Genomic DNA, 24999 nt, shown 5'->3' on the forward strand with positions numbered 1-24999 from the left:
CAGCCGGCCCGCGCGACCACCGCAGCGGTGGCGACGTTGGCCACGGTCCGCGCCGCGAGCCACGGCCAGCGCGGGGTGGCGCCGAGCAGCCCGGGGGACAGTGCGAGGTCGACGAGCCCGACCGCCCGCGCGGTCCGCGCGTCGGTCATCCCGCCCAGCGGACCCACCCGGCGGGGTGCCACCAGCAGTGCGGAGCCGATCACCAGCGTCGCGAGTCCGGCCGTACGTCCTGCGGCGAGCGCCGCGTCCTCGTCCATCCCACGATCGTAGGGGCGGGCGCTCCGGACCAGGTCAGCCGAAGGGGAGCGGCTCGGGCGCCAGGCTGACCGCCTTGGCGCGAGCGGCCGTGAGGCGGCGGCGGTGGTGCTGGCGGCAGAGGACCTCGTAGGCGACGTCCGCGGGTGGCTCGTCGACCTGGTCGACGTCGCCGACCACGATGACCTCGCCCTCGACGACCATCGCGCCGTTCTCGGTGCGCGCGTTGTGGGTGGCGCGCTTGCCGCACCAGCACAGCGCCTCCACCTGGAGCACGTTCATCCGGTCGGCGAGCTCGACGAGCCGGGCGCTGCCGGGGAAGAGCTGCGTGCGGAAGTCGGTCAGGATGCCGAACGCGAAGACGTCGATCTGCAGCTCGTCGACGACCTTGGCGAGCTGGTCGATCTGCTCGGCGGCGTAGAACTGGGCCTCGTCGCAGATGAGGTAGTCGATCCGACCACCTCGGGTCAGGGTGTCGACGACGTAGGCCCAGAAGTTGAAGCCGGCGTCGACCTCCAGCGCATCGTGGGTCAGCCCCAGCCGGCTGGACAGCACCGCCTGCCCGGACCGGTCGTGCGTGGTGAAGATCCGGCCGACGCGTCCGCGGGCGGCGTGGTTGTGGTTGGTCTGGAGCGCCAGCGTCGACTTGCCGGAGTCCATCGTGCCCGTGAAGAAGTGCAGTTCAGCCATGTCGCGGGAATCCTGTCACAGCCTCGGCCCGGTGCGGCGGCTACCGTGCCGCGCATGGACGAGGACTTTCCCCGTGACCTCTCGCGCGGCCCCCTGACCAGCCCCGACGAGCTCGCTCGCGACCTCGGCCGGGTCACGGTGCTGGACGTGCGCTACCTCCAGGGCGGCCCGCCCGGCCGCGAGCAGCACGAGGCGGGCCACGTCCCCGGAGCGGCGTACGTCGACCTCGACGAGGAGCTCGCCGACCCGCCGGGCGCGGGCGGCAGGCACCCGCTGCCCGACCCGGCACGGTTCGAGGGGGCCATGCGGCGCGCCGGTGTGCGCGGCGACCGGCCCGTGGTGGTGTACGACGACTGGCAGGGGCGGGCGGCCGCCCGCGCGTGGTGGCTGCTGCGGCACCACGGCCACCGCGACGTCCGCGTCCTCGACGGCGGCTGGACCGCGTGGCGGGAGGACGGGCACCCGGTCGAGGCCGGACCGGTGGACGTCGAGCCGGGCGACTTCACCGTCTCCGACACCCCGCACGCCGCTGCCGTCGGGCCGGACGAGGTGCCGCACGTCGACGTGCTCATCGACGCGCGGGCGCCCGAGCGGTTCCGCGGCGACACCGAGCCCGTCGACCCCGTCGCCGGCCACATCCCGGGCGCCGTCAACGTGCCGACGACCGCCAACCTCGACGAGCGCGGCCGCTTCCTCCCGCCGGAGCGGCTCCGGGAGGTGTACGCCGGGGTGGGCGCCGACACGGCGTCCTCGGTGGCTGCCTACTGCGGCTCGGGGGTGACCGCCGCCCACGACCTGCTCGCGATGGAGGTCGCCGGCATCAGCGCGGCGCTCTACCCGGGCAGCTGGAGCGGCTGGATCACCGACCCCGCGCGGCCCGCCGCCACCGGGTGATCAGTCCGCCCGGACCGCGTCGCCGACGCTGATCCGACCGCTCGTCTCCGGGACCAGGTGCACGGCGAAGAACACCTTGCCGTCGACCCGCCGGTGCCGGGCCAGCGTGCGCGTCGGCTCCTTGGCCGTCGTCAGYGTGACCGGGTCGAGGGTCGCCATCACGCACCGGTCGACGGGCTTGCCGATCCGGAAGGGGACGTCGCCCACGACGACCCGGGTCCAGCGGTCCTCGGCGAACGGCTCGTCGCCGTCGACGACGAGGTTGGCCCGGAAGCGCTCGATCGGCACCGGCTCGGGCGGCTCCTCGCCGACTTCGATCGCACGCTGGAGCATCCAGTCGTTGAGCTGTCGCATCGAGGCGAGGGACGCGATCGTCACGGGGAACGAGTCAGGGAAGGCGGCGTGGTCGCCGGGCTGCGAGAACCCCTGCTGGAGCGTGCGCTGCTCCGGCGCGTGGCACCAGACGAGGCTCAGGTCGTCGCGCCCCAGGACCGAGCGCAGCCACGCGTCGGCCTCCGGGCCGGCGGGCCGGGCCCGGAGGTGCAGGGAGAACAGGCGCACGTCGACCGGCGCGGTCTGCGGGACGTCGACGAGCAGGTCGGGGTGGCCGGGGGAGCGCAGCCGCAGCGCGGCCGCCACCGAGGGGTCCGTCGCCGGCGTGTCGGCCACGACGTGGAAGAGGCCGTGGACCTCGCGGGCGGAGACGAGACGGCGGTCGCCGTCGACGAGCATCCACGTCCGGTCGTCGGCCAGGCCGCGCGGCAGGACGGTGGTGGAGGTGATGGGACGGATGGCGCCGGACTTGAGCGGGTGGACGTTGAGCTGGACGAGTCTCAAGCGTCAGTCGCCCTTGCCCCCACCGAACATGATCTCGTCCCAGCTCGGCACCGAGGCGCGCCCGCGCTTCTTGGCGGGCTTCGGCTTCGGCTCGGCGGTGGCCTCGGCCGCCGCCTCACGGTCGGGCTCGGGCGCCCGCTCGTCCCGGTCCTCAGTGCGGTCCTGCTCGCTCCGGTCCTCGTCGAGGTAGGCCTCCACGGGCTGCTCGGCACCGAGTCCAGTGTCGGAGAGCTCCATCGTGGTCTCCTCCGGCGACGCGGAGGGCTCCTCGCCGGTGACCATCTCGATCGCGTCGTCGCCCAGGGGGACGTCCTCGTCCACCGCAGTGAGCCGGCGCTGCCGCGCGGCGGCGAGGTCGTCGGAGGCGGGCGTGGCGTCGGCAGCGTCCCGTGAAGCATCCGGGGTGGCGTCGCCGACCAGCCAGCGAGCGTCCTCGTCGTCGACGGTCACGAAGCTGCCGCGCGGGTCGTAGGAGAAGGTGGCGGTGCCGACACGACCCGCGACGTCGTACAGCGCGGTGAGCGTCCACCGGCCGTCCTCGCGGCGCCAGGCGTCCCACTCGACGCTGCCCGGGTCGACGTTGTGCGCCCGCAGCTGGGCGGCCACGGCCTCGCCGAGGGTGCGGGCACCGGACTCGGACGCACGGCGTCGTACGGACGAGAGCTGGGCCCGGTCGGCGACGTGGGCGCGCTCGGCCATCACGGGCGCGGCGAACGCCATGATCTTCTCCACCGACGTCCCGGCTGCGTGCGCCACCGCCTCGGGTGACTCACCGGCTCGGATGCGCATCTGGATGTCGCGGGGGCGGAGGCTTGATTCCATCGGGATCTCCAACTGGCCGTTGCTGTCGGGCGCGCCGGCAAAGACGCGACGGAGCCGGGCATCGACCGCCAGGGTGTGCTCCTGGCCCGACTCGTCCACCAGCAGCAGGCGCTTGCCGTCCTTGCTGCGTCCGGTGAACGTCAGCTTGGCCATGGACGGCGGGCTCCTGCCTGGCTGTGGTCGGGGTCATCGGGCGGTCGTCGGTTCGTGTGGCAACCGTGTCGCTCGAGCCTACGCCAGCGGCATGCCCGGGAATGGTTGCACCCGCGGCGCGCCCTAGGCTTCCGGTGTGCCCGAGATCGAGTTCGCCACCACGCTGGTCACGCTCGACCTGGTGGGCATCTTCGTCTTCGCGGTGACCGGGGCTCTCGTCGCGGTCCGGAAGAACCTGGACATCTTCGCCGCGCTCGTCCTGGCCGGCGTGACCGGGCTCGGTGGCGGCTTCATCCGCGACGTGCTCATCGACGCCACCCCGCCGGCGGCGCTGACCGACTGGCGCTACCTCCTGGTCCCCGTCGCGGCCGGCCTGCTGACCTTTGCCTTCCACCCCGCCATCGGGCGGCTCGAGCGTCTGGTCACGGTCTTCGACGCCGTCGGCCTCGCGCTCTTCTGCGTCACGGGGGCCCTCAAGGCGGTCGAGTACGGGCTCGGGCCGGTGCCTGCCGCGCTGATGGGGATGGTCACCGCCATCGGTGGCGGGATGATGCGCGACGTGCTCGCCGGTCACGTCCCGGTGGTCTTCGAGGGCAACCTCTACGCCACGCCCGCCCTGTCCGGCGCCGTCGTCGCCGTGCTCCTCGACCGGACCGACCTGCCGGTCATGGTGGTGGCGGCGGCCGGGTTCTCCACCTGCCTGGTCTGGCGGCTCATGGCACTCGTGCGCGGCTGGAGCGCGCCCCTTCCCCGGGGCCCCGCCAACGTCTGAGGGGGCCTCAGGTCTGAGCGGTCCTCAGGCGCCCAGGACGCGGCGCAGGTATGCGTTGGCGAACACACGGTCGGGGTCGAGGCGGTCGCGCAGGGCGAGGAAGTCGTCGAACCGGTCGTAGACCGGGGCCAGGTCCGCGGCCGTGCGGGTGTGCACCTTGCCCCAGTGGGGACGCCCACCGGCAGCGCGCAGGACCGGCTCGAGCCCGCCGAAGTAGGCCGTGTGGTCGGTGTCGGCCGGCACGTGGAAGGCGAGGTAGAGGCTGTCGCGGCCGTGGGCGGTCGACAGGGCGACGTCGTCGGCCCGGGCGGTGCGCACTTCGACGGGGAAGGCGATCCGCCAGTCGCTTGCATCGATCACCCGGCGGCACTCGCGCAGCACGTCGAGCCCGACCTCGCGCGGGACGGCGTACTCCATCTCCCGGAACCGCACCCGTCGCGGCGTCACGAACACGCGGTGGGCGAGGTCGCTGTAGCGGCGCTCGGACAGCGCGCGCCCGGCGACCCGGTTGATCCGCGGGACCAGGGCCGGGGCGCGGGACCCCACCCGGCACAGGGCGCCGAAGACCGAGTTGGACACGAGCTCGTCCTCCCACCACGCCGCGACACGCGACGGGGGCTGCTGCTCGCCGGGCTCGAGGTCGGTGCGGACGTTCTGCTTGACCATGAGGCGGTCGGTGTGGGGGAACCAGTACAGGTCGAGGTGGTGCGAGTCCGCCTCCATCTCGTCGTACGACGCCAGCCCCTCGTCCCACGTCATGGGTTGCTCGTGGGCCTCGACGACGAAGAGCGGCTCGACGTGGAAGGTCAGGCTGGTCAGGATGCCCAGCGCGCCGAGCCCGACCCGGGCGAGGTCGAAGACGTCCGGGTGCTCCGTGGCGGACGCGCGCAGCACCTCGCCGGTGCCGGTGACCACCTCGAGGCCGGCGAGCTGCGCGGCCAGGCCGGCCGCGACGCCGCCGGTGCCGTGGGTGCCGGTGGAGGTGGCGCCCGCCAGGGTCTGCTCGGCGATGTCACCCATGTTGTGCAGCGACAGGCCGAGGCGCTCGAGGGCGAGGTTCAGGTCCTTGAGCGGCGTGCCGGCGCGGGCGGTCACCGTCATCGCGTCGCGGTCGACGGCGAGGATCCCGGTGAGTGCCTCCGGGCGCAGCAGCGTGTGCTCGGGCGCGGCGATCGCGGTGAAGCTGTGCCCGGTGCCGGTCATCTTGACCGTGGTGCCGCCCTCGCGGGCACGGCGCACGGCCTCCACGACCGACTCGACGGACCCGGGGGTCTCGACGTGGCGTGGGACCGCCTCCTCGAGGCCGGACCAGTTGCGCCAGAGGTGACCGTGGACAGCGGAGCTCATGTGCGCAGAATAGGGGCCGGACGGGCCGCCTGCGCGGCAAGCGCACCGAGCAACCCGCCGACCAGCGCCACCGCGTACGCCGCGGACGCACCGCTGTGGTCGACGACGAGCCCGGCGACGCTCGCGCCCGGGGCGACGCCGGCGACGATGCCGGTGTGGAGGATCGCCATGCCCTCGGTGAGGCGGCCGGCCGGGACGCCCTGCTCGACCATCGTCATCGCGGCGATCATGGTGGGCGCGATCGCGAGCCCGCCGACGAGGAGCACGACGGCCATCAGCGGGACGGAGTCGACGAACATCAGCGGCGCCATGGCAAGCGCCATCGCAGCGGAGCCCCACCGCAGCCGGACGTCGGGGCCGCTGCGCCAGGCGATCGCGCCGGTCACCAGCCCGGCGACGAGGCTGCCGAGGGACCAGGCCGCGAGCAGCCACCCGGCGACCCACCGCTGGCCCTGCTCCTCGGCGAACGCGACCGTGGTGACCTCGGCGGCCCCGAAGAGGGCGCCGAGGGTCAGGCAGACCAGGGCCAGCGTGAGGACCAGCCGCCAGGGCATCGCCGGGCGGACCGCGGCGGGAGCGCTGCGTCCAGCGGGCGGTTCGGTGCGCCGTTGCGCCGCGAACGCGAAGGTGCCGACGACGCCGCTGACCAGCGCGGCGGTCAGGCCCGCGACCGGGTGCCAGCTGGTCGCCAGCAGGGTGACCAGCACGGGGCCGACCACGAAGACGACCTCGTCGAGCACCGCCTCGAGGGCGAAGGCCGTCTGCTTCTCGGCCGGGTCGTCGAGGAGGTGGGACCAGCGGGTGCGGACGCTGGCGCCGACCTGGGGGAGCGCCGCGCCGGCGACGGCCGCGAAGACGTAGGTCCAGATCCGCGGCCAGTCCTGCTCGACGGCGAGCATCATCAGCGCGAGGCCCACGCCGAACACCGAGATGGCCAGCGGGAGGACGCGCGACTGGCCGTAGTGGTCGACCCAGCGGCCGTGCAGCACCGCGAAGGCCGCCTCGGCCAGCACGAACACTGCGGAGACCGTCCCGGCCAACCCGTAGGAGCCGGTTCGCTCCTCGACGAGCAGCACGATGCCGAGCCCGACCATGGAGATCGGCAGCCGGGCGACGAGGGCGGCGCTGCTGAAGGCGAACGCTCCCGGTCGTGCCAGCACCCGGCGGTAGGAGTCGAGCACGAGCGGCATGGTAGGCCGCTCTACTCTGGCTGCATGAATCCTGCGGGTCACCCCGACGTGAAGCCGTACGACGCCCTCCTGGTCCTCTCCTTCGGGGGTCCTGAGAAGCCCGAGGACGTGGTGCCGTTCCTGGAGAACGTGACCCGCGGCCGGGGGATCCCGCGCGAACGCCTCGAGCAGGTGGGGGAGCACTACTTCCTGTTCGGCGGGCGGAGTCCGATCAACGACCAGAACCGCGCGCTGATCGCGGCGCTGGAGAAGGACCTCGCCGACCAGGGCATCGACCTGCCGGTCTACTTCGGCAACCGCAACTGGGACCCGTACCTCGCCGACACGCTCGCGCAGATGACCGCCGACGGCGTCCAGCGGGCCGCGGTCTTCGCCACCTCGGCGTACTCCTCATGGTCGTCGTGCCGGCAGTACCGCGAGAACCTGTGGGACGCGGTCGAGCAGACCGAGGGCGCGCCGCGCCTCGACAAGCTGCGGCAGTACTACAACCACCCCGGCTTCCTGGAGCCCGTCGTCGACGCGTGCCTGTCCGCACTCGCCGAGCTGCCCACCAACGGCGAGGCGGCCCACCTGGTCTTCGTGACCCACTCGATCCCGACCGCCATGGCCGAGACCAGCGGCGCGCCGCCGGAGTCCGAGGCACAGCCGCGCAAGGCCTACGTCAAGCAGCACCGCAGCGCCGTCGACGAGGTGGCGGGCCGGGTGCGCGCGGCCACGGGCCGGGCCCACCGGCACGACCTCGTCTACTGCTCCCGCTCGGGGGCACCCTCGACGCCGTGGCTCGAACCCGACGTCAACGACCACCTCGAGGAGCTCGCCAGCGACGGCGTGAGCCAGGTGGTGATGGTGCCGATCGGCTTCGTGTCCGACCACATGGAGGTCATCTACGACCTCGACACCGAGGCGATGGCCACCGCCGAGCGGCTCGGCATGCGCGCGGTGCGTGCCGCGACCTCGGGAACGGACAGGCGCTTCGTGGAGATGATCCGCGACCTGGTGCTGGAGCGCGCCGCTACGGAGCGTGGCGAGACTCCCGTGCGCCCGGCGGTCGGTTCGATGCCGGCTGGTCCAGACGTCTGCGGGGCGGGCTGCTGCCCCAACCCGCGTGGTCCGCGCCCGGCGCTCTGCGGGCTCGACTCGTGACGGTCGCCCCCTCCGACGCGCCGGAGGACCTGCGCGAGCTCGCGCGCGCCCTCGCCCACGAGGGCGCGGGCCTGGCGCGTGAGATGCGTCGCGGCGGGATCGACGTCGCCGACACCAAGACCAGCGCCGTCGACGTGGTCACCGAGGCGGACCGGGCGGTCGAGGAGCTGCTGCGCTCGCGCATCGTCGCGCGGCGTCCCGACGACGCCATCCTGGGGGAGGAGGGCGACGACCGCCCCGGCACCTCGGGCGTGCGGTGGGTCCTCGACCCGATCGACGGGACCGTCAACTACCTCTACGGCCTGCCTGACTGCGCAGTGTCGGTGGCGGCGGAGGTCGACGGCCGGGTCGTCGCGGGCGCCGTGGTCACGATCCCGACGGGTGTGGAGTACGCCGCGGCGCTCGGGCACGGCGCGACGCGCGACGGCCTCCCGATCTCCGTCCGGCCGTCGCCGCCCCTGGCCGAGCGGCTGGTGCTCACGGGCTTCGGCTACCAGCGCGAGGTGCGCGAGCACCAGGCCGGCTGCATCGCAGCGCTGCTGCCCGAGGTCCGCGACATCCGCCGGATGGGCTCCTGCGCCCTCGACCTGTGCCATGTGGCGGACGGGAGCGGCGACGGCTACGTCGAGGCCGGTCCGCAGGCGTGGGACTGGTCCGCGGGCGGCCTCGTGCTGAGCGAGGCCGGCGGCCGCTTCGACCTCCTCGAGGGCACCTTCACGCTGGGTTCGCACCCGACCCGCAACGTGGTGGTGGGCGCCCCGGCCGATGGGTGGGACGAGTTCGTCGCAGCGCTCGCCGCGGCCGGCTTCCTCGCCTGACCGCCCGCCCGTGGGGGTAGGGTGCGGCCGCCTGCCGGCGAGGGAATACAGAGACGTCACCCACTGTTCAGGCGACACGTTGCGGACCGGCTCACCACGGAACCGGTTCATGGTGCACAATCTGGCGCCGACGACGCGCACAAACGGGACGTACCGCCGCGATCCGGCGGAACGGGTCCCAGAGCATGGGGAGAGGTAACCGATGGCCACCGACTACGACGCACCACGCAAGTCCGAGGAGGACCAGAGCGAGGAGAGCATCGAGGAGCTCAAGGCCCGACGTCACGACAAGAACTCCGGCAAGGTCGACGAAGACGAGACCGAGGCCGCTGAGTCCTTTGAGCTCCCGGGTGCCGACCTCTCGCACGAGGAGCTTGCTGTCGAGGTCATGCCTCGACAGGACGACGAGTTCACCTGCATGAGCTGCTTCCTGGTTCACCACCGGTCGCAGCTGGCTGATGAGAAGAAGCTCATCTGCCGCGACTGCATCTGAGCCTGGCACCCGACTTTCCGAACGCGACCGCGCCCGTTCCTCCCTGTGAGGGGCGGGCGCTTCGTCGTGTGCGGCGCCCGGCCCGGGACCTATCTGGTCAGGCGGCGTGCGGCGGTGGCGCCCAGGGTCTCGGCCTTCGCGCCTGCCACTCGTCGTCGAGGTGCTGCGCCTCGGCCCGCAGTTGATGGAACGCCGGGTGGTCGACGGGCGTGCCGAAGAGCATCCGCTCGACCCGCTTCCGGTGCGGGCAGGTCCGGTAGTGGACTGACGGTAGCCCCAGCCGTCGTGAGCGGTCCTTGCTGGTGAAGTAGCCGATGCTCGTCATCCACCGGACAGACCGGGGGACCCACCACCCGGTCACCCGCAGGTCGACGTGGGCGGGGTAGCGGCTTCCGTTGCGCTGGCGCGCGCCGTCGGCCCGCATCGGCTCGACGCTCTCACCCGACTTCTCCTCGTGGAGGGCGACCGCGACGCCGGCCAGGCTCAGCATCTGCTGCAGGACGCTCACCCGCGGGCTCGTGCGCTCGGTCTCCCAGCGCGCCACGGCCGACTGGGACACCCCGAGCAGGTCTGCCAGGCCGCGCTGCGACACATCGAGGATCCGCCTGATCCGACGGATCAACCCGGCCAGGCCACCGTCGAACGGCCCCATGTGGAGCCACAGGAGCTCCTCCTCGGTCAGGTCGGCCGCCCTGACCCCCGCCGTCGTACCACTCATCCGCCGTCCTCCTCCTGCGTCCGCCTGTCGTCGTACGACGAGCAAACCTCTCGGGGGCGACCCCCGCGATCCTTCGTCCACAGCAGGTCCGTCAGGCCGCGTGAGGGCCCGGTTGTGGACGATTCGTGGCCCGTGATCCGCGGGGCCCGACCTCGTGCACACAACCTCCTCCGACACTCGCCAGTGAGTCGGTCAGAGACTCACTGGCCAGTCGCCGGACCGAGGGAGCCCGCGAGGGGTTGAGTCGCCCAGAGACTCACTGGCCAGTCGACGGCGGGCCAGTGGACGGCTGGAGCGGGTTCAGGGGGAATCGAGGCGGTTGCCTCCGGCGTCCAGGGGCGGGACAGCAGCGCGCGCCACAACTCGCCGGCGCGCTACGACGGGAGGGGCACGGTTCGGAGCCTCGGGCGGGCGTGCCTCGAGGCAGATCTCCGGCTGGAGCCCGGTCGGCCCGGGGTCAGGCCTGGCCCGCGGGGGCCTTCGAGGCGTCCTGGCCGTCCTTCTCCAGCTGCGGGGGGAGGTGGCCGGTCGACTTGGCGTAGTAGTGAGCGGCGCGACGGCTGGCGAGCATGCGCGCCACCCCGATCAGGGTGCCGCTGATGGCGGCCCACATGACGGCCTCGCCGATGCTGACGTCGGGGTCGGCAGGGTTCTCGGGCGGGTTCTTGCCGGTGGCTGCCCGCCAGGAGGTGTTGAGGCCCTTCTTGGCCAGGGCGGCCGCGCCGAGGGCAGCAACGAGGGAGAACGCGGAGTAGAGCTTGGAGCTGTCCGTGGATGAAGAGGCCATGGAACTCACCCTACCCAGCAGTTCGTTCGGTCCGCCCCGCCTCCAGGGCTGAGACGAGCGCGTCCGGTCGGCGGGAGCTGACCAGCCAGTACGGCGTCGGGTCGGCCGGGTCGGCGATGTCCACCCGCACGCCGCGCTTGAGGTAGGGGCGGAGCAGGAGGTACGCCCGGGCGTCGGCCTCGACGCCTGCCTGGCGTCGTACGCCGTCCGCGTCGAGGGCCGTCACACGACCCACCAGGTGCAGCGGGATGTGCGCCCGACCGGCCCGGAAGGTCGAGCCGTCCACGGACACCCGGGGACGCCCGTAGCCCACGAGCAGGGCGACAAGGACGGCCATCGCGACGGCGGTCACGGACCAGGCGACGACCTCGGGAGTGGCAGCGAGGACGGCCAGCCACAGGGACGCCACGAACATCGTGCCCTGCACCCACCAGCGCAGCGGAACGGTGAGGCGTTCGGCGTAGTCCACGGCGCAGAGCCTATAGATTCCCTCCTCGTGCCCGACCACGACCCGACCCCTGACCTGGACATCGCCGTCGTCCGCCTCGACCCGGACCTGCCGCTGCCGTCGTACGCGCACCCGGGCGACGCCGGCGCCGACCTGCACACGACCGTCGACGTCCACCTCGCGCCGGGCGAGCGCGCCCTCGTGCCCACCGGCATCGGGATCGCGCTGCCGGACGGCTACGTCGCCCTGGTGCACCCGCGGTCGGGCCTCGCGGCGCGCCACGGCCTGTCGATCGTCAACACCCCGGGCACGGTCGACGCGGGCTACCGCGGCGAGATCAAGGTGCTGCTCATCAACCACGACCCCGTCGAGGCGGTGACCCTCAGCCGCGGCGACCGGATCGCCCAGCTCGTGGTCCAGCGGTTCGAGCGGGCGCGGTTCGTCGAGGTGGGGGTGCTGCCCGAGTCGGTCCGGGGCGCCGGGGGCTACGGTTCTACAGGTACCGGTTCGCGTCCTTGAGCCGGAACGCGTTCGCAGGAGCGCTGATCGAAGGAGTGCTGACGTGAAGTTCCGCCGCAAGGCCGACACGACCCCGACGACCGCGGACGGCTCCGCAGAGGACGCCACCAGCGGCCCGGCTGCCGGCACCGGCCCGTTCGACGTGTCCCAGGTCGAGGGCGACGGCATCGACCGGGCCGACCTCGGCTCGGTCCTCGTGCCCCCGATCGCCGACCGCGAGCTCCGGCTGCAGGTCGACGAGCAGAGCGGCCAGGTCCGGGCGGTCATGCTGGCCGGTTCCGACGGCGCCTGCGAGTTCCAGGCCTTCGCGGCCCCCCGCAACGGTGACCTGTGGTCCGAGGTCCGCCCGCAGATCGCTGCCGACATGGAGCGGCGCGGCGGCCAGGCCACCGAGCGCGAGGGCCGCTGGGGCACCGAGCTGGTCTGCCAGATGCCGGTGCAGCGCCCCGACGGGACGACCGCGACCCAGCCCTCGCGCGTCATCGGCGTCAACGGCGAGCGGTGGATGCTGCGCGCCTCCTTCCTCGGCAAGCCGGCCGTCGACCCCGACTCCACCTCCGACTGGGAGGACGCGCTCGCCCAGATCGTCGTACGACGCGGTGACCAGGCGATGCCAGTGGGCGAGCCGCTGCCGGTCACGCTGCCGGACGACGCCCGCCGGGTCAGGTGACCCCATGGCCGAGAAGAGCCGGTTGCGCCAGGCGCTCTCCCGCTGGGCGGACAGCTCCGAGGCCCACCAGCGCGACCTGCGCCAGTCGCACGCGACCGACGAGGCCCTCGCCATCGCCGACGCTCCCGAACGCGAGCACGTCGTCGTCAACGGCGTGCTGCGCACGGTCACGCTGCGCCCCCGGGGCGGCGTACCGGCCCTCGAGGCCGAGCTCGACGACGGCTCCGGCGTCATCACCGTGGTGTGGCTCGGGCGCCGACGCATCACCGGCGTCGACCCCGGACGGTCGGTGACCGTCGCCGGCTGCATCGGACGTCAGGGCGACGTACCGATCATGTTCAACCCGCGTTACGAGCTGCGCCCGTGACCGAGCCCAGCCAGCCCCCGGGCCAGCCCACCAGCAGGCCCACCAGCAGGCCCGGCGAGCAGCTCGGAGGCGCCCCCTCCACCGACACGGTCGAGGCTGTCGTTCGCGGCCAGCTCGCCAAGGCGCTCGGCGGGCGACGCGGCATGGCGGAGGCGGCCGTGCCGACCATCCTGTTCACCGTCACCTGGCTGACGATGAGCAACCTCAACCTCGCGCTGTCGATCAGCATCGGCGCGGCGCTCGTGCTGCTGGTCGTCCGGCTCGTGCAGCGCTCGACGGTCCAGTTCGTCCTCAACGCGCTCTTCGGCATCGGGATCGGCTGGTACTTCGTCTACCGCGCCGCCCAGGCCGGTGGCTCCGAGCAGGAGCAGGCGCTCGCCTACTTCCTGCCCGGACTGCTCTACAACGGCGGGTACGCCGTCGTGCTGGCGTTCACGTGCCTGATCGGCTGGCCGCTGGTCGGCTTCATGGTCGGCAGCATCACCGGTGACCCGACCGCATGGCACAAGGACAAGCAGATCGTGAAGCTGTGCAGCCGGCTCACCTGGCTGCTCGTCGCACCGTGCCTGCTGCGCGTGGCCGTGCAGGCGCCGATCTGGCTGGCCGGCAACTCGGGCTCGATGGACCCCGACACCGCGGTGGCCGCCCTCGGCGTGCTCAAGATCGCGCTCGGCTGGCCGCTCCAGCTCGCGGCGCTCGCGTCGATGATCTGGCTGCTTTCGCGCAACCGCACGCCCGTCGAGCCGGACGCCGCGCCCGCCTGACCGACGGCCTGGGCGACGACGGACGGGGCTCAGCCCGGGTGGTGGCCGGGGGAGAGCAGGTGCTCGAGCTCGGCTTCCACCTCGGCCGGTACGACGAACAGCAGCTCGTCGCCGGACTCCAGCGGCTGCTGGGCCTCGGGGGTGTAGACCTGCCCGTCGCGCAGGATCGTCACCAGCGCACAGTTGTCGGGGAACGGCACCAGGCCGGCCGGCGTACCGACGTAGGGCGAGTCGGCCGACAGGGTCAGCTCGACCAGGTTGGCGTTGCCCTGCCGGAACGTGAACAGGCGGACGAGGTCGCCGATCGAGACGGCCTCCTCCACGAGCGCGGACATGATGCGCGGGGTGGAGACGTTGACGTCGACGCCCCAGGCCTCGGTGAAGAGCCACTCGTTGTTGGGGTGGTTGACCCGCCCGACGGTGCGCGGCACGCCGAACTCGGTCTTCGCCAGCAGCGAGGTGACCAGGTTGGCCTTGTCATCGCCGGTCGCGGCGATGACCACGTCGCACTTGCCCAGCTGGGCCTCGGCCAGGGAGGACAGCTCGCACGAGTCGGCGAGGAGCCACTCGGCGTTCGGGACCCGCTCGGGGCGGATCGCGGAGGGGCTCTTGTCGATGAGCAGGATCTGGTGACCGTTCTCGATCAGCTCGCGGGCGATCGATCGACCCACGGCTCCGGCTCCGGCGATGGCGACGCGCATGTCTCAGGTGTTCCTTCAGTCGTCTTCGGGGCCGGACTCGAGCACGGCGTAGGCGTGGGCGGCGTTCTCCTCGCGGATCACGATGTGCAGCATGTCGCCCTCCTGGAGCACCGTCTCCCGGGTGGGCAGCATGCCCTCGCCGAGGCGGTCGATCCACGCGATCCGGCTGCGCGACTGCATCTGGAACTCGACCGTGCGGTTGCCGACCCAGACCTCGGGGACGGGGATGTGGTCGACCCGGATGGTGCCGGACGGGTCGCGGAAGTCGGGCTCGGCGCCGGCGGGCAGGATCCGGCGCAGCACCTGGTCGGCTGTCCACTTGACCGTCGCGACGGTGGTGATGCCGAGGCGCTGGTAGACCTCGGCGCGACCGGGGTCGTAGATGCGGGCGACGACCTGCTGGAGACCGAAGGTCTCCCGCGCGACGCGCGCAGCGATGATGTTGGAGTTGTCACCACTGGAGACCGCGGCGAAGGCGTCGGCGCGGCGGATGCCGGCCTTCTCCAGCACCTGCTGGTCGAAGCCGTAGCCCGTGATCTTGTCGCCGTTGAACTCCGGGCCGAGGCGCCGGAACGCATCAGGCTCGCTGTCGATGACGGACACGGTGTGGTTGCGGTCCTCGAGGCTACGGGCAAGCGTCGAACCGACGCGGCCACAACCCATGATCACGACGTGCACGCCAGAACCGTATCCCAGCGGGGATATCGGTAGCTGCGGGTCTAGGCTCGCGCCCGTGAGTGTCGGCGACGTGTCCAAGCGGATCCTGCTGGGTCGCAAGCTCCGCAGCAGCCAGCTGGGGGAGACGCTGCTCCCCAAGCGGATCGCCCTGCCGGTGTTCGCCAGCGACGCGCTGTCCTCGGTGGCGTACGCGCCCGACGAGATCTTCATCATGCTCGCCGTCGCCGGCGCGTCGACCTACGTCTGGTCGTGGAAGATCGGCCTCGCGGTGGCCCTGGTGATGCTCAYGGTCGTCGCGAGCTACCGCCAGACCGTGCACGCCTACCCCTCGGGCGGCGGCGACTACGAGGTGGCCACGGTCAACCTCGGCCGCAACGCCGGAGTGACGGTCGCGAGCGCGCTGCTCGTCGACTACGTGCTCACGGTCGCGGTGTCGATCTCGTCGGCAGCGCAGTACGCCGCCGGGGCCGTCAACGGGCTCATCGGCCACGAGGCGACGGTCGCGGTCGTCGCGGTCGTCCTCCTGACGGCGATGAACCTGCGCGGCGTGCGGGAGTCCGGGGCGTTCTTCGCCGTGCCGACCTACCTGTTCATGTTCGCCATCCTCGGCATGTGCGCCTACGGCCTGATGCGCCTGCTGGCCGGCGACCTCCCCGAGGCGGAGAGCGCCCACCTCCTCATCGTCCCCCAGCCCGGGTGGGAGGAGCCGCTCACCCAGATCGGGTTGATGTTCCTGCTCGCCCGTGCGTTCTCGTCGGGTTGTGCGGCCCTCACCGGCGTCGAGGCCATCAGCAACGGCGTACCCGCCTTCCGCAAGCCCAAGAGCCGCAACGCGGCGAGCACCCTGCTGCTGCTCGGCCTGATCGCGATCTCGATGATGCTCAGCGTCATCGTGCTGGCCAACCAGATGGCGATCCGATTCGTCGACCCGCACGAGCTGGACCGCCTGCGGACGGCGTCCGGCGACGCCCTGCCCGACGGCTACGAGCAGCACCCGGTGATCGCCCAGATCGCCGCGGGGGTCTTCGACCACTTCCCGCCGGGCTTCTACTTCGTCCTCACCGTCACCGGGATCATCCTCGTGCTGGCCGCCAACACGGCCTTCAACGGCTTCCCGGTGCTCGGGTCGATCCTCGCCCAGGACGGGCTGGCTCCCCGCTCGCTCGGCTCCCGCGGCGATCGTCTCGCCTACAGCAACGGCATCGTCTTCCTCGCGGCCATGTCGATCCTGCTGATCTGGATCTTCGACGCCGAGACGACCAAGCTCATCCAGCTCTACATCGTCGGCGTCTTCGTCTCCTTCAACCTCAGCCAGCTCGGCATGATCCGCCACTGGACCAGACACCTGCGCACCGAGCACGACCCGGCGGTGCGCCGTCGGATGATCCGGTCACGGGCCATCAACACCTTCGGCCTCGGGTTGACCGCCGTCGTCCTGGTGATCGTGCTGATCACCAAGTTCCTCGCCGGGGCGTGGATCACGATCCTGGCGATGGGGTTCTTCTTCGTGCTCATGCAGGCCATCGGGCGCCACTACGCGCGCGTCGAGCTCGAGCTCGCGGCGGACGAGCAGGACAAGGTCATGCCGACCCGGGTCCACGCGATCGTGCTGGCCTCCAAGCTGCACAAGCCGACCCTTCGGGCGTTGGCCTTCGCCCGCGCCACCCGGCCCAACGTCCTCGAGGCGATCTACGTCAGCATCGACCCCAAGGCCACCAGCCGGCTGCTGGAGGAGTGGGACGACCGGAACCTCGACATCCCGCTCAAGGTCCTGCACTCGCCCTACCGCGAGGTCGTGCGTCCGGTCGTGGAGTACACCCAGGAGATCCGGCGGGCCAGCCCGCGCGGCGTCGTGGCGGTCTACATCCCGGAGTACGTCGTCGGGCGTTGGTGGGAGCAGCTGCTCCACAACCAGACCGCGCTGCGGCTCAAGGGACGCCTGCTCTTCACCCCGGGTGTCATGGTCATCTCCGTGCCCTACCAGCTCCGGTCCTCCCAGGTCGCCGAGGAGCGTCGCCGCGACGAGGTCCGCGTGCACGCCGGCGACCTGCGCCGCGGCCGCGTCCACTCGCGCACCAATCGACAGATCGACGACGTATGAGCCCTCCAGCGCGCCGCCACAACCGTCCCCGTCGGGCCCGCGGTCGCTCGCGGGTGGGGGAGCGGTTCGAGGTCGAGGTGGGCCCCGTCGCCCACGGCGGGCACTGCGTCGCCCGGCTCCCCGAGCCGGAGTCCCGCGTCGTGTTCGTGCGGCACGCCCTGCCGGGCGAGCAGATCGTCGTCGAGATCACCGAGGGCACCGACGGCGACCGGTTCTGGCGCGGTGACGCCGTCCGCGTCGACGTACCCTCCGCCGACCGTGTCGAGCCTCCGTGCCCCTACGCCGGCCCCGGTCTCTGCGGGGGCTGCGACTTCCAGCACGTCGCGCTCCCCGCGCAGCGCGACCTCAAGACGGCCGTGGTGCGCGAGCAGCTCGTGCGGCTCGGCCGCCTCGACGCGGAGTCGGACCTCGTGACCGGGCTGCACGTCGAGGCCGTGCCCGTCACAGGCCGCGACGACGACGGGCTGCGGTGGCGCACGCGCCAGCGGTACGCCGTCCTGCCGGACGGGCGTCCGGCCATGCGGGCCCACCGCTCGCACGAGCTCATCGCCGTCGACGACTGCCTGATCGCCGCCGAGGGCGCGCGCCCCGCCGACGCCACCAGCGCCGACGGCGAAGAGGTGGTCGAGGAGGGTGCAGAGCGGCCGTCACGAGACCCCGCCTCACACGACGTCACCATCGGCAGCCGCACCCACCCGTTCTCCGTCGCCTCCGACGGCTTCTGGCAGGTGCACCCCGAGGCGCCCCACGTCCTGGTCGGGACGGTGCTCGACCTGCTCGACCCGCAGCCGGGCGAGCGCGCGCTCGACCTCTACRCCGGGGTCGGGGTGTTCGCCCGGTTCGTCGGCGAGGCCACCGGCGCCCGGGTGGTGGCGGTGGAGGCCGACCGCACCGCGTGCCAGCACGCCCGGGCCAACCTGGCGGCGTTGAAGCCGGCGGCCGTCGAGTGCGGCCCGACCGACCGGGTGCTGCGCTCGGGCCTCGACGAGCCGTTCGACCTCGTCGTGCTCGACCCGCCCCGCGAGGGCGCCAAGCGCGTCGTCGTCGAGCAGGTCGTCGACCGCCGGCCGCGCGCGGTGGCGTACGTCGCCTGCGACCCCGCCGCGCTCGGCCGCGACGTCGCGATCTTCGCCGAGCACGGCTACCAGCTCACCGCGATCCGGGCCTTCGACCTCTTCCCGATGACCCACCACGTCGAGTGCGTGGCGCTGCTGGAGAGAGTCGGCCCCGGCTCGCGGTGACGCGGAACTAGGATCGCGCGGTGCGTCTGGTCTCGGCAGTCCTCGGCTTCGTCCTGAGGAAGACGGGCACGCTGCTCGCGGTCGTCCTCTCCCTGTTCCTCGGCTTCCTGCTCGTCCAGGCGGCGGTCCCCGCGATCAAGGAGGCCGTGACGGACCGCGAGCGGCTGCAGCAGGTGGCTGCCGAACGAGAGGCGCTCGAGGGGCACCTCGAACGGCTCACGGACGAGCTCGCCGAGGCGCAGCGCGAGGAGGTCGCGTCGCTGATGGGCACCGTCGACGCCGAGATCGACGAGCTGGACGACCAGGTGTCGGACCAGCGGTCCGAGGTCGAGGAGAAGCTCGAGGAGCGTGACGAGTGCAGTCGCCTCCGCGAGCTGGTCGAGGACCTGCCACTCGTCCCCAACACGTGCGACCTCAAGGAGCGTGCCGCTGAGACGGCACAGGAGGCGCTGGACACCCTGGAGTCGAGCCTCGCCCGAGCAGAGGACAGTGCGGCGTTGCTGCGTGATCCCGACCTGACGCCCCAGGAGAAGCTCGAGCGACTCGGCGAGGGCGGTGGCCAGTCCGTCACGGAGCGGGAGATCGCGATCACGGAGTCGCAGGTCGACCAGAAGCAGGCGGAGGAGCGCAGCCTGGAGGAGGCCCAGGGATCGGGTGTCGGGTGGGTCGTCGACCAGTGGGCCCGGTCGTGGCGGTGGCTGGCCGTGCTCGCCCTGCTCGTGCTCGTCATGCCCGCCACCATCAAGACCCTCGGCTACTTCCTGCTCATGCCGGTGGTCCACCGCGCGCACCGGCCGATCCACCTGGCGGGCGGGTCGGACGCACCGGCGGGTGTCCTCCGCACCTCGCCCGCCGAGCGGACCTTGACGGTCGACCTCGGACCCGGCGAGGTCCTCTCCGCACGCTCGGAGCACGTGCGTCCGGTGCAGGGCCGCATCCGCAGCCACCTGCTCTACGACTGGTCGTCGCCGTTCATCAGCTATGCCGCCGGACTCTTCGGCCTGAGCCGCGTCACGGGCGACGAGCGCGTCACCGCGGCGACGCTCTCCACGCCGGACGACCCGGACTCCTACCTGATGCGCATCGACTTCTCCGACCACCCCGGCCTGGTCATGCGCCCGAGGCACGTCGTGGGCGTGATCGGGACGCCGGAGCTCGAGACGCGATGGCGCTGGGGCATCCAGTCGTTCGCGACGTGGCAGGTGCGCTACATCCTGTTCTCCGGCACCGGCAGCCTGATCGTCCAGGGCAGCGGCGACGTCGTGGCGACGAGCCCCCAGGGCGGGACCACCCGGATGGAGCAGCACCTCGTGATGGGCTTCGACTCCCGGCTCCTGGTGGGCGTCAACCGGACCGAGGTGTTCTGGCCCTACCTGTGGGGTCGGACCCCCTTGGTGGACGACGAGTTCACCGGCTCGCACCCGCTCTTCTGGCAGAAGGCCAGCGCCGGGGGTCCCAGCAACCCGGTCGCCCGGGTCTTCGACGCCTTCTTCTCAGCACTCGGGAAGGTGCTGGGCTTCTGATCGTGGCAGGGTGGCGACATGGCCACGTACGACGTGAACCCGGCGGCGGTCGCTCACGCGCGCAAGCTCATCGACGGCCGGCAGTACGTCCTCGACAGCGACTGGGGCCAGGTGCAGCCGCGGGCGGAGGACGAGAACGCCTACCTCGAGCGCCACTCGTGGGACGACTACGGGGCCTGGCACCTCGGCCTCACCGAGGGCGCCAATGACGGGACCAAGGCCCGCCACGCGTTCGTCTACGGCGACCTCAGGCGTGTCCACCGGTCCGCCCTGATCGCCTGCGTCTACCGAGCATCCGAGTGGCGGCACAAGGCCGTGGAGCTGGCCGCGCACGACCTGCTGCAACGGCTCGACCAGATGGCGGGGATCGACTGACGGGCTGCGTCAGCGGCGGGCAGCCACGAGGTCCGACAGCCCGGCGAGCGTCGCGTCTTGCTCGGTCGCGTCGACCACGGTCCACCCGTGCCGCGGGGCGAGGTCGAGCAGCTGGCACCGCCCCTCCAGCACCAGGTCGTCGCCGCCGCGCTCCTCGATGATGCGCGCGACGACGTCGTTGACCGGGGTCCCGGGGCGGCCATGGAGCCGGGAGAGCAGCGTCTGCGGCGCGACGTCGAGCACCACGGCGACGTACGACGCCCCTGCCGCCGCGGCGGCGGCCTCGAAGCGCTCGGCCTGGGCGGGGGTGACGATCAGCTGGGGCAGGACGACGTCGCGTCCGGTGCCGAGGTAGGCGGTCAGGAGGGCCAAGGCGGTGGCCCGCACCGCCTCGCCGGTGCCGACGAAGTCGTCCTCCCACCCCGACACCCAGGACCGCAGCTCGTCGATGTCGCACACGAGCGTGCCGGGGTGGCGGGCGGCGTACGCGCGGGCGAGGGTCGACTTGCCGACGCCCGAGGGTCCGTTGAGGTGGAGGAGCGTGGGCACCGCCGGAGCCTACGGCCGGACGGGTCCGGACGGGTCCAGACGGGTCCAGACGGGTGAGGACGCACGGACACGCGGCGACGTACGGTTGGTCCACCCCTCGACATCGTGTATCTTGACGTCGAGACAAGTTGACGCCGGAACTAAGGGTCGCCTGCCTTCCCGCACCTCAGGGTGCGACGGCAAGATGGAAGCGAACCCGCGAACTCCCGAGGAGATGTGGCTGATGGCCAGTCAGGACAGCTTCGGTGCCAAGGGCACCTTGGACGTGGACGGACAGTCCTACGAGATCTACCGACTCGACGCGGTCGAGGGCGAGGGCCTCGACGTCGAGAGCCTGCCCTTCTCGCTGAAGGTGCTGCTGGAGAACCTGCTCCGCACTGAGGACGGCGCGGACATCACCGCCGACCACATCAAGGCGATCGCCGGCTGGGACGCGAGCGCCGCGCCCGACCAGGAGATCCAGTTCACGCCCGCCCGCGTGATCATGCAGGACTTCACCGGCGTCCCCTGCGTCGTCGACCTCGCCACCATGCGCGAGGCGATGGCCGAGCTCGGCGGCGACGCCACCAAGATCAACCCGCTCGCGCCCGCCGAGATGGTCATCGACCACTCCGTGATCGCCGACGTCTTCGGCACGCCGCAGGCATTCGAGCGCAACGTCGAGATCGAGTACGAGCGCAACCGCGAGCGCTACCAGTTCCTGCGCTGGGGTCAGGGCGCGTTCGACGACTTCAAGGTCGTCCCGCCCGGCACCGGCATCGTCCACCAGGTCAACATCGAGCACCTCGCCCGCGTGGTCATGGTGCGCGACGGCGTGGCCTACCCCGACACCTGTGTCGGCACCGACTCCCACACCACGATGGTCAACGGCATCGGCGTGGTCGGCTGGGGCGTCGGCGGCATCGAGGCCGAGGCCGCGATGCTGGGCCAGCCGGTCTCCATGCTGATCCCGCGCGTCGTGGGCTTCAAGCTGTCCGGCGAGCTGCCCGAGGGCTCCACTGCGACCGACCTGGTGCTGACCATCACCGAGATGCTGCGCGAGCACGGCGTGGTCGGCAAGTTCGTCGAGTTCTACGGCGAGGGCGTCTCCGCCCTGCCGCTCGCCAACCGCGCCACCATCGGCAACATGAGCCCCGAGTTCGGCTCGACCATCGCGGTCTTCCCGATCGACGACCAGACCGTCGACTACCTGCGCATGACGGGCCGCTCCGAGGAGCAGCTCGCGCTCGTCGAGGCGTACGCCAAGGAGCAGGGCCTCTGGCACGACCCGAGCGCCGAGCCGCGCTACAGCGAGCGCCTCGAGCTCGACGTCTCGACCGTCGTCCCCTCGCTCGCCGGTCCGAAGCGCCCTCAGGACCGCGTCGAGGTCTCCGTGGCCAAGGACTCGTTCCGCGCGGCGCTGAAGGACTACGTCGACGAGGGTGACAGCGACCCGGACGACGCCGCCGAGGCCACGGGCTACGACGAGGCGGTCGAGGAGTCCTTCCCGGCCTCCGACTCCCCGAGCCACGAGGGCGGCAACGGCAAGCCCGTGCACGCCGACGCCCCGCACGACGCCGGTCGTCCGACGAAGAAGACCACGGTCTCGCTCGACGGCCAGGAGGTCGAGATCGACCACGGCGCCGTCGTGATCGCCGCGATCACCTCGTGCACCAACACCTCAAACCCGAGCGTGATGATCGGTGCCGCGCTCCTCGCCAAGAACGCGGTCGAGAAGGGCCTGTCCCGCAAGCCGTGGGTCAAGACGTCGCTCGCCCCGGGCTCCAAGGTCGTCTCCGACTACTACGAGCGCTCGGGCCTCACGCCCTACCTCGACAAGCTCGGCTTCAACCTCGTCGGCTACGGCTGCACCACCTGCATCGGCAACTCCGGCCCGCTCATCCCCGAGGTGTCGGCTGCCGTCAACGAGGCGGACCTCGCGGTCGTCTCGGTGCTGTCGGGCAACCGCAACTTCGAGGGTCGGATCAACCCCGACGTGAAGATGAACTACCTCGCGTCCCCGCCGCTGGTCGTGGCCTACGCCCTCGCCGGCTCGATGGACGTCGACCTGTTCGGCGACCCGCTGGGGCAGGACACCGACGGCAACGACGTCTACCTCAAGGACATCTGGCCGAGCCCGCAGGAGATCGAGGAGACGATCGCCCAGGCGATCACCTCCGACATGTTCACCTCCTCCTACGCCGATGTCTTCAAGGGCGACGAGCGCTGGCAGTCGCTGCCCACCCCGGAGGGCAACACCTTCGAGTGGGACGCCGAGTCCACCTACGTCCGCCGTCCTCCCTACTTCGACGGCATGCCGCAGGAGCCGGAGCCGGTCACCGACATCGTCGGCGCCCGCGTCCTGCTCAAGCTCGGTGACTCGGTCACGACCGACCACATCAGCCCGGCCGGCGCCATCAAGAAGGACAGCCCCGCCGGCAGCTACCTCGCCGAGCACGGCGTCGAGCAGCGCGACTTCAACTCCTACGGCTCGCGCCGCGGCAACCACGAGGTCATGATCCGCGGCACCTTCGCCAACATCCGCCTGCGCAACCAGATCGCGCCGGGCACCGAGGGCGGCGTGACGAAGGACTTCACCAAGGACGGAGAGGTCACCAGCGTCTACGAGGCCAGCCAGAGCTACCAGGAGTCCGGCACCCCGCTGGTCGTCCTGGCCGGCAAGGAGTACGGCTCCGGCTCGTCGCGCGACTGGGCCGCCAAGGGCACCGCGCTGCTGGGCGTGAAGGCCGTCATCGCCGAGTCCTACGAGCGGATCCACCGCTCCAACCTCATCGGCATGGGCGTCATCCCGCTGCAGTTCCCCGACGGCAAGACCGCCGACGACCTGGGCCTCACCGGCGCCGAGATCATCTCGATCAGCGGCATCACCGAGCTCAACGACGGCACCACGCCGAAGACCGTCACGGTCAAGGTGGAGCCCGCGCCCGGCACCGACCAGGCGCACGGCGAGGCCAGCGAGTTCGAGGCCACCGTCCGCATCGACACCCCGGGCGAGGCGAACTACTACCGCAACGGCGGGATCATGCAGTACGTCCTGCGCAACCTGCTGCGCGGCTGACGCGAGGCAGCGCCCGTCGCGAGACACCGACGGCCGTCGACCCCACGAGCGTGGGGCCGGCGGCCGTTCGTCGTTCGTCAGCCACCCGTCGGTAGCCTGACGCGGTGAGCGACGCCGACACCCCGCCCGGTCCTGCGCGCCCGGGAGAGCCCGGGCCGGCCGTCGACGGTCCGTCCGGGGCGGCGCACGACCCGCCCGAGGCGTCGTACGTGCCTGTCGAGGAGCAGCGGTCGAGTCGCCTGCCGCTCGTGCTGGCCGCCGTCGCGTCGGCCATCGTGCTCGGCGCCGCCCTGGTCGCGCCGCTCGTCGACCAGGCGATCCGGGGCGAGGAACGGGCCCAGCGCGCCCTCGACCTGACGCTCGTCGAGACGTGGGAGATCACCGACCGCGCGCACACGATGGACGACGTCACCTATCCGCAGGTCCCGCCTGCCGGCGGGGCGCACGCGCCGATCTGGCTGGCGTGCGGCGTCTACGACGAGCCGGTCCGCGACGAGAACGCCGTCCACGACCTCGAGCACGGCACCGTGTGGATCACCCACGATCCCGACCTCTCCGACGACGACCGGGCGACGCTGGCCGAGCAGCTGCCCGACAACGGCATCATGTCGCCGCGCGAGGGTCTGCCCTCGCCCGTCGTGGTGACGGTCTGGGGTGCGCAGCTCAGGCTCGACAGCGCCGACGACCGTCGGCTCGGACTCTTCCTGGAGGAGTACGGCGACGGGCACACAGCCCCGGAGTTTGGGGTCAGCTGCGAGGGCGGGACGCCGTCCCCGGACGGTGCCCTGCCCGAGCAGGGCACCGACGCCTGATCGGCCCCTCCTCGTACGCCCAGCCCGCGCCGGGAACGCACAACGTGGAAGATCCGAGCCATCAGGTGACCTTGGCGTCAGGGGATTGTTGCAACGCCTGATGTTTGGAGGGTGTTGTGGCTGGACTGAAGTTGGCTGAGTCGCGTCGGTTGGAGGTGATCGGGCTGCTGCGTTCGGGGCTGAACCCGATGCAGGCTGCCCGGGTCAGCGGCGTGTCGAAGTCCTACATCTACGACCTGCATCAGAGCCTCGGTGGCGTGTATCGACCACAGAG

28 protein-coding genes are annotated in these 24999 nt (G+C 71.9%); 16 read left to right on the forward strand and 12 right to left on the reverse strand.

What is annotated here, in order from left to right; genetic code table 11:
* Positions 1–257 (reverse strand): hypothetical protein (locus ACXJKB_RS21600; protein ID WP_457192094.1); only part of this gene is annotated, 257 nt, incomplete at its 3' end.
* 34 nt (positions 258–291) lie between these two features.
* A complete protein-coding gene (locus ACXJKB_RS21605; RefSeq protein WP_457192096.1) occupies positions 292–945 on the reverse strand; it encodes a thymidine kinase in 654 nt (217 codons plus the stop codon).
* A gap of 54 nt (positions 946–999) precedes the next feature.
* On the opposite strand from ACXJKB_RS21605, the gene ACXJKB_RS21610 reads away from it, so the two are divergent.
* A complete protein-coding gene (locus tag ACXJKB_RS21610) occupies positions 1000–1839 on the forward strand; it encodes a sulfurtransferase (RefSeq protein ID WP_457192098.1) in 840 nt (279 codons plus the stop codon).
* On the opposite strand, the gene ACXJKB_RS21615 is transcribed toward ACXJKB_RS21610, so the two are convergent.
* Entirely contained in the window at positions 1840–2676 is an 837-nt protein-coding gene (locus tag ACXJKB_RS21615) for an MOSC domain-containing protein (protein ID WP_457192099.1), read from the reverse strand.
* A 3-nt stretch (positions 2677–2679) separates the two neighbouring features.
* Positions 2680–3651: a septation protein SepH gene (sepH, locus tag ACXJKB_RS21620; protein WP_457192101.1), complete on the reverse strand. Its 972-nt coding sequence runs from the start codon at positions 3649–3651 to the stop codon at positions 2680–2682.
* Positions 3652–3787: 136 nt separating this feature from the next.
* Between sepH and ACXJKB_RS21625 the strand changes: the two genes are divergently transcribed.
* Positions 3788–4423 carry a trimeric intracellular cation channel family protein gene (locus ACXJKB_RS21625; protein ID WP_457192103.1) on the forward strand — a complete coding sequence of 212 codons (636 nt, stop codon included), beginning with the start codon at positions 3788–3790 and terminating at the stop codon, positions 4421–4423.
* Between the two features lie 24 nt (positions 4424–4447).
* On the opposite strand, the gene ACXJKB_RS21630 is transcribed toward ACXJKB_RS21625, so the two are convergent.
* Positions 4448–5770, reverse strand: coding sequence for a D-arabinono-1,4-lactone oxidase (locus ACXJKB_RS21630; protein ID WP_457192105.1), 1323 nt, complete (start codon positions 5768–5770; stop codon positions 4448–4450).
* Complete coding sequence (locus ACXJKB_RS21635; RefSeq protein WP_457192107.1) at positions 5767–6960, reverse strand: MFS transporter; 1194 nt, start codon at positions 6958–6960, stop codon at positions 5767–5769. The genes ACXJKB_RS21630 and ACXJKB_RS21635 overlap by 4 nt, the downstream gene beginning before the upstream one ends.
* Positions 6961–6984: 24 nt before the next feature.
* Between ACXJKB_RS21635 and ACXJKB_RS21640 the strand changes: the two genes are divergently transcribed.
* The 3 genes from ACXJKB_RS21640 (at position 6985) to ACXJKB_RS21650 (ending at position 9414) form a co-directional block, all read left to right on the forward strand.
* On the forward strand, positions 6985–8103 hold the full coding sequence (locus ACXJKB_RS21640; protein WP_457192109.1) for a ferrochelatase: 1119 nt from the start codon (positions 6985–6987) through the stop codon (positions 8101–8103).
* Positions 8100–8921 (forward strand): inositol monophosphatase family protein, encoded by an 822-nt coding sequence (locus tag ACXJKB_RS21645; RefSeq protein WP_457192110.1) that lies wholly within the window; start codon positions 8100–8102, stop codon positions 8919–8921. Before ACXJKB_RS21640 ends, ACXJKB_RS21645 begins: the two co-directional genes overlap by 4 nt.
* 202 nt (positions 8922–9123) lie before the next feature.
* On the forward strand, positions 9124–9414 hold the full coding sequence (locus ACXJKB_RS21650) for a DUF4193 domain-containing protein (protein ID WP_056600397.1): 291 nt from the start codon (positions 9124–9126) through the stop codon (positions 9412–9414).
* Positions 9415–9511: 97 nt separating this feature from the next.
* Here the strand turns inward: ACXJKB_RS21650 and ACXJKB_RS21655 are convergent, their stop codons facing one another.
* The 3 genes from ACXJKB_RS21655 to ACXJKB_RS21665 form a co-directional block, all read right to left on the reverse strand.
* Positions 9512–10132 (reverse strand): helix-turn-helix domain-containing protein, encoded by a 621-nt coding sequence (locus ACXJKB_RS21655; protein WP_457192113.1) that lies wholly within the window; start codon positions 10130–10132, stop codon positions 9512–9514.
* A 457-nt stretch (positions 10133–10589) separates the two neighbouring features.
* A complete protein-coding gene (locus ACXJKB_RS21660; protein WP_457192115.1) occupies positions 10590–10919 on the reverse strand; it encodes a DUF4235 domain-containing protein in 330 nt (109 codons plus the stop codon).
* Positions 10920–10929: 10 nt separating this feature from the next.
* Positions 10930–11388, reverse strand: coding sequence for a DUF3093 domain-containing protein (locus ACXJKB_RS21665; protein WP_457192117.1), 459 nt, complete (start codon positions 11386–11388; stop codon positions 10930–10932).
* Between the two features lie 27 nt (positions 11389–11415).
* On the opposite strand from ACXJKB_RS21665, the gene dut reads away from it, so the two are divergent.
* Genes dut through ACXJKB_RS21685 form a run of 4 tightly spaced genes read left to right on the forward strand, consistent with a single transcriptional unit; the run spans position 11416 to position 13687 of the window.
* Positions 11416–11886 (forward strand): dUTP diphosphatase, encoded by a 471-nt coding sequence (gene dut, locus ACXJKB_RS21670; RefSeq protein WP_300053083.1) that lies wholly within the window; start codon positions 11416–11418, stop codon positions 11884–11886.
* A gap of 43 nt (positions 11887–11929) precedes the next feature.
* On the forward strand, positions 11930–12556 hold the full coding sequence (locus ACXJKB_RS21675) for a DUF3710 domain-containing protein (RefSeq protein WP_457192119.1): 627 nt from the start codon (positions 11930–11932) through the stop codon (positions 12554–12556).
* A gap of 4 nt (positions 12557–12560) precedes the next feature.
* Entirely contained in the window at positions 12561–12923 is a 363-nt protein-coding gene (locus ACXJKB_RS21680) for an OB-fold nucleic acid binding domain-containing protein (RefSeq protein ID WP_457192121.1), read from the forward strand.
* A complete protein-coding gene (locus tag ACXJKB_RS21685) occupies positions 12920–13687 on the forward strand; it encodes a DUF3159 domain-containing protein (RefSeq protein ID WP_457192123.1) in 768 nt (255 codons plus the stop codon). Before ACXJKB_RS21680 ends, ACXJKB_RS21685 begins: the two co-directional genes overlap by 4 nt.
* A gap of 29 nt (positions 13688–13716) precedes the next feature.
* On the opposite strand, the gene ACXJKB_RS21690 is transcribed toward ACXJKB_RS21685, so the two are convergent.
* Together ACXJKB_RS21690 and ACXJKB_RS21695 are read right to left on the reverse strand one after the other, a co-directional pair.
* Positions 13717–14388, reverse strand: a complete 672-nt coding sequence (locus ACXJKB_RS21690) for a potassium channel family protein (RefSeq protein WP_457192125.1) — start codon at positions 14386–14388, stop codon at positions 13717–13719.
* Positions 14389–14403: 15 nt separating this feature from the next.
* Positions 14404–15066: a potassium channel family protein gene (locus ACXJKB_RS21695; RefSeq protein ID WP_457192127.1), complete on the reverse strand. Its 663-nt coding sequence runs from the start codon at positions 15064–15066 to the stop codon at positions 14404–14406.
* Between the two features lie 55 nt (positions 15067–15121).
* Here ACXJKB_RS21695 and ACXJKB_RS21700 point away from each other — a divergent pair, with 55 nt between their 5' ends.
* From ACXJKB_RS21700 to ACXJKB_RS21715, 4 genes are read left to right on the forward strand one after another with little or no spacing between them, the layout of a single operon-like run.
* Complete coding sequence (locus tag ACXJKB_RS21700) at positions 15122–17167, forward strand: APC family permease (RefSeq protein WP_457192129.1); 2046 nt, start codon at positions 15122–15124, stop codon at positions 17165–17167.
* Positions 17164–18408 (forward strand): class I SAM-dependent RNA methyltransferase, encoded by a 1245-nt coding sequence (locus tag ACXJKB_RS21705; RefSeq protein WP_457192131.1) that lies wholly within the window; start codon positions 17164–17166, stop codon positions 18406–18408. Before ACXJKB_RS21700 ends, ACXJKB_RS21705 begins: the two co-directional genes overlap by 4 nt.
* 20 nt (positions 18409–18428) lie before the next feature.
* Positions 18429–19931, forward strand: coding sequence for a hypothetical protein (locus tag ACXJKB_RS21710; protein WP_457192133.1), 1503 nt, complete (start codon positions 18429–18431; stop codon positions 19929–19931).
* Between the two features lie 18 nt (positions 19932–19949).
* The gene (locus tag ACXJKB_RS21715; RefSeq protein WP_457192135.1) at positions 19950–20306 is read left to right on the forward strand and encodes a hypothetical protein; all 357 of its coding nucleotides are present in this window, start codon (positions 19950–19952) and stop codon (positions 20304–20306) included.
* Positions 20307–20315: 9 nt separating this feature from the next.
* On the opposite strand, the gene ACXJKB_RS21720 is transcribed toward ACXJKB_RS21715, so the two are convergent.
* Entirely contained in the window at positions 20316–20855 is a 540-nt protein-coding gene (locus ACXJKB_RS21720) for an AAA family ATPase (protein ID WP_457192137.1), read from the reverse strand.
* A gap of 223 nt (positions 20856–21078) precedes the next feature.
* Between ACXJKB_RS21720 and ACXJKB_RS21725 the strand changes: the two genes are divergently transcribed.
* From ACXJKB_RS21725 to ACXJKB_RS21735, 3 genes are all read left to right on the forward strand, one after another.
* A complete protein-coding gene (locus ACXJKB_RS21725; protein WP_457192138.1) occupies positions 21079–23913 on the forward strand; it encodes an aconitate hydratase in 2835 nt (944 codons plus the stop codon).
* A 104-nt stretch (positions 23914–24017) separates the two neighbouring features.
* Positions 24018–24725 (forward strand): DUF3105 domain-containing protein, encoded by a 708-nt coding sequence (locus ACXJKB_RS21730; RefSeq protein ID WP_457192140.1) that lies wholly within the window; start codon positions 24018–24020, stop codon positions 24723–24725.
* Between the two features lie 116 nt (positions 24726–24841).
* Positions 24842–24999, forward strand: a 158-nt coding sequence (locus ACXJKB_RS21735; RefSeq protein WP_457192142.1) for a helix-turn-helix domain-containing protein, incomplete at its 3' end; no start/stop codon positions are given.

The sequence above is a fragment of the Nocardioides sp. P5_E3 genome (assembly GCF_054049275.1).